Raw genomic sequence first — 2,706 nt, 5'->3', positions numbered from 1 at the left:
CCATCCACTGGCTGGTGCGGAGCTGCAACTCCCTTGCGGACAGGTCATTGCCGACCGTATAGCCGAACACGGAGGACAGGGCCTCCTCCTTCGTTACCCGGGACGTCCGCTTGCCGATGACCAGTACAAGCTCCGCCTCGTAATCAATCTGCGCTGCGCCGTCCGGCAGCGTTATCACTTCCCGGTGAGCGGCCAGGCTGTTGCCAAATTTACTGAACAGCACCGGAACCGAAGGCTCCTCAAGCCCCGATTCCTCCGCATGGCTTCTGTAATTCAGCCCTACACAGATGATTTTCTGAGGATGCGTAACGCAGGGAGCGTACTGAATCTCTTCTTCCTTGAGCCACTGCGGATCGCCGCCCAGCAGCTCTTGAAGCCGGGGGATGACCGTCGCGTTATCCCTAATGACTTCTTCCATGGAACAGGGCAGCTCCAGCCCGCTGCGGCGCGCCGTTAACTCCACATCCATAATTCCTTCGGCGGTCTTCACTCCAAGTCTTGCCCGTCCGTCCTTCATAAATTGCAGCAGCTTCATTGTCCTTCCTCCTTGGCTAAATTAGACCCGCCTTCACCAGGCCGTTATATATGCCGCCTTCGTCCACATGGCTCGTTACGTAATCCGCATAAGGAAGCAGCTCTTCATGCGAGTTCCCCATAGCGATGCCCATTCCGACCAGCTCCAGCATCTCCTTATCGTTCAGGCCGTCGCCGAATGCGACCGACTCTCCGGTGCTTATGCCCAGCATGCTCAGCATGGCTTCGATTCCCTTGGCCTTGGAGCTTCCCGGCGGCAGCACATCCATGGCGAGCGGATGCCAGCGGATCAGCCGAAGCTGGGACAGCAATTCTTCGTACAGCGCTTCCTCATGACTCTCACAGTGGAGGAACATCTGGTAAATCTCGTTGTTTTTCCAGAAATCGGGGTCGAATCCCGGCTGGTCCACTTTAAGCGTATTCACGGATTCGGTCACGAACGGATGGTTCTCGCTGTCCGCGAAATAGGTATCCTCGCCTTCGAATACCAGCGAATGCCCGTTCCTTGCCGCCAGCGTAATCAGCGCCTGAATCGTCTCCTTGGGCAAAGCCCGCTTGTAGAGCGTCTTTCCTTTATACACGACATAGGCGCCGTTCAGGCATACATAGGAGTCGATGCCCAGCGCTTCGGCCAGAGGCTTGATAAAATAAGGCGCCCTCCCCGTGGCGATTACCGGCTCCACACCGTTTTGCTTTAATCTGGAAACCGCCCGAAGCGTATCCTCGGGGATCTCCTTCTCCTCATTGACCAGAGTTCCGTCGATATCGAAGAACACAATTTTATAAGCCATATTTTCCTGCTCCCATCCCTTCGCCGAGCGAGGTGCGCCGGCGGTTTCTTTTCCTCTCGCAATCCCTAACTTATCACGATTTATTTCTCAAGGGCAAGAAATTGGAGGCGTTTCACCAGGAAACTGTTATAATAATCACAACCGTTCCCGTATACAGACGAACATTCTGCAAAATGTTGAAACCAAAAAGGAGCCATCTTTTATGACCATTTCAAATCATGAATCGGCACTCCCTGGCAGCTTCGAATTTGGTGTATATACGTTGGGAGATATCGTCCCCGATCCCGCAACGGGACAAGCCGTCAGCCCGCATCAGCGTCTTCGGGATATTGTAGCCGCCGCCAAGCTGGCCGACGAGGCCGGACTTGACGTATTCGGCGTTGGGGAGCATCACCGGCTGGATTTTGCCGTGTCCTCGGTTCCCGTCGTGCTCGCGGCCATCTCGCAGGTTACGAGCAAGATCAAGCTGGCCAGCACAACCATGGTGCTTGGCACGATCGATCCCGTGAGGCTGTTTGAGGATTTCGCCACGCTGGACCTTCTGTCGGACGGACGCGCGGAAATTATGGCCGGACGCGGCGCGTTCACGGAGTCCTTCCCTCTGTTCGGCTATGACCCAAGCGACAGCCGGGCACTGTTCGTGGAGAATCTCTCTCTCCTGAAGCAGCTTGGCGAGCAGGAGACCGTGAGCTGGCAGGGCGCCTTCCGGCCCCCGCTGAAGAACGCCGAAATTTCTCCCCGCCCCCTGCAGCCAAGGCTTCCGCTCTGGATCGGCGTAGGCGGCACTCCGGCAAGCGCGGAGGCCGCCGGAAGACTCGGAAGCGGTATGGCCATTGCCATCCTCTCCGGCAGCCCGGAGCGGTTCCGGCATTTGGCCGACGTATACCGGCAAGCCGGAGACGAAGCCGGCCATGCGCAGAAGCTCCTGCGGATCGGCGTCACCAGCCACGGATATGTCGCCAGGACCTCCAGGCAGGCGCTCGACGATTTCTACCCGTACTACCTGAACTATCTTAACGGCTTCATGGCACGCCCCGGTAGTGAGTTCCGGTTTACACGCGAGGACTTTGAGGCGTATACGCGGCCGGGCGAGGCGCTGGCTGTCGGCAGTCCGCAGCAGATCATCGAGAAAATACTGTACCAGCATGAGCTGTTCGGGCACACCCGCTTCATGGCCCAAATGGATGTCGGCGGCATGCCGTTCTCCAAGGTCGCCTCGGCCATCGAGCTGCTCGCGACAGAGGTCGCGCCAGTCGTTCGCCGGGAAATCGCCCTCAAGAAGAACGCTTCCCAATCTTAACTTCAACATAAAGCGAGGCTAAAGATGCATAAACCTGCACATCATTTATTTAGGCCGGATGAGGCCAATTCTCCGGCCAGC

General features: G+C 57.2%; 3 protein-coding genes. 1 reads left to right on the top strand and 2 read right to left on the bottom strand.

The features are described from left to right. Both L692_RS0121635 and L692_RS0121630 read right to left on the bottom strand, forming a co-directional pair. Positions 1 to 535, bottom strand: a 535-nt coding sequence (locus L692_RS0121635) for a fumarylacetoacetate hydrolase family protein (RefSeq protein WP_025702094.1), incomplete at its 3' end; no start/stop codon positions are given. A 16-nt stretch (positions 536 to 551) separates the two neighbouring features. Next, entirely contained in the window at positions 552 to 1,325 is a 774-nt protein-coding gene (locus L692_RS0121630) for a Cof-type HAD-IIB family hydrolase (protein WP_025702093.1), read from the bottom strand. Between the two features lie 202 nt (positions 1,326 to 1,527). Here L692_RS0121630 and L692_RS0121625 point away from each other — a divergent pair, with 202 nt between their 5' ends. Continuing rightward, positions 1,528 to 2,625, top strand: a complete 1,098-nt coding sequence (locus L692_RS0121625) for an LLM class flavin-dependent oxidoreductase (RefSeq protein WP_025702092.1) — start codon at positions 1,528 to 1,530, stop codon at positions 2,623 to 2,625. The last annotated feature ends 81 nt before the right edge of the window (positions 2,626 to 2,706 follow it).

This window comes from Paenibacillus forsythiae T98 (assembly GCF_000520735.1).
GTDB lineage: Bacteria > Bacillota > Bacilli > Paenibacillales > Paenibacillaceae > Paenibacillus_AQ > Paenibacillus_AQ forsythiae.
This window is presented reverse-complemented; position numbering and strand designations above follow the sequence as displayed.

Excerpts from the sequence above, each read along its gene's own strand:
- L692_RS0121630 (WP_025702093.1), bottom strand. The coding sequence starts at position 1,325 with ATGGCTTATAAAATTGTGTTCTTCGATATCGACGGAACTCTGGTCAAT.
- L692_RS0121625 (WP_025702092.1), top strand. The coding sequence starts at position 1,528 with ATGACCATTTCAAATCATGAATCGGCACTCCCTGGCAGCTTCGAATTT.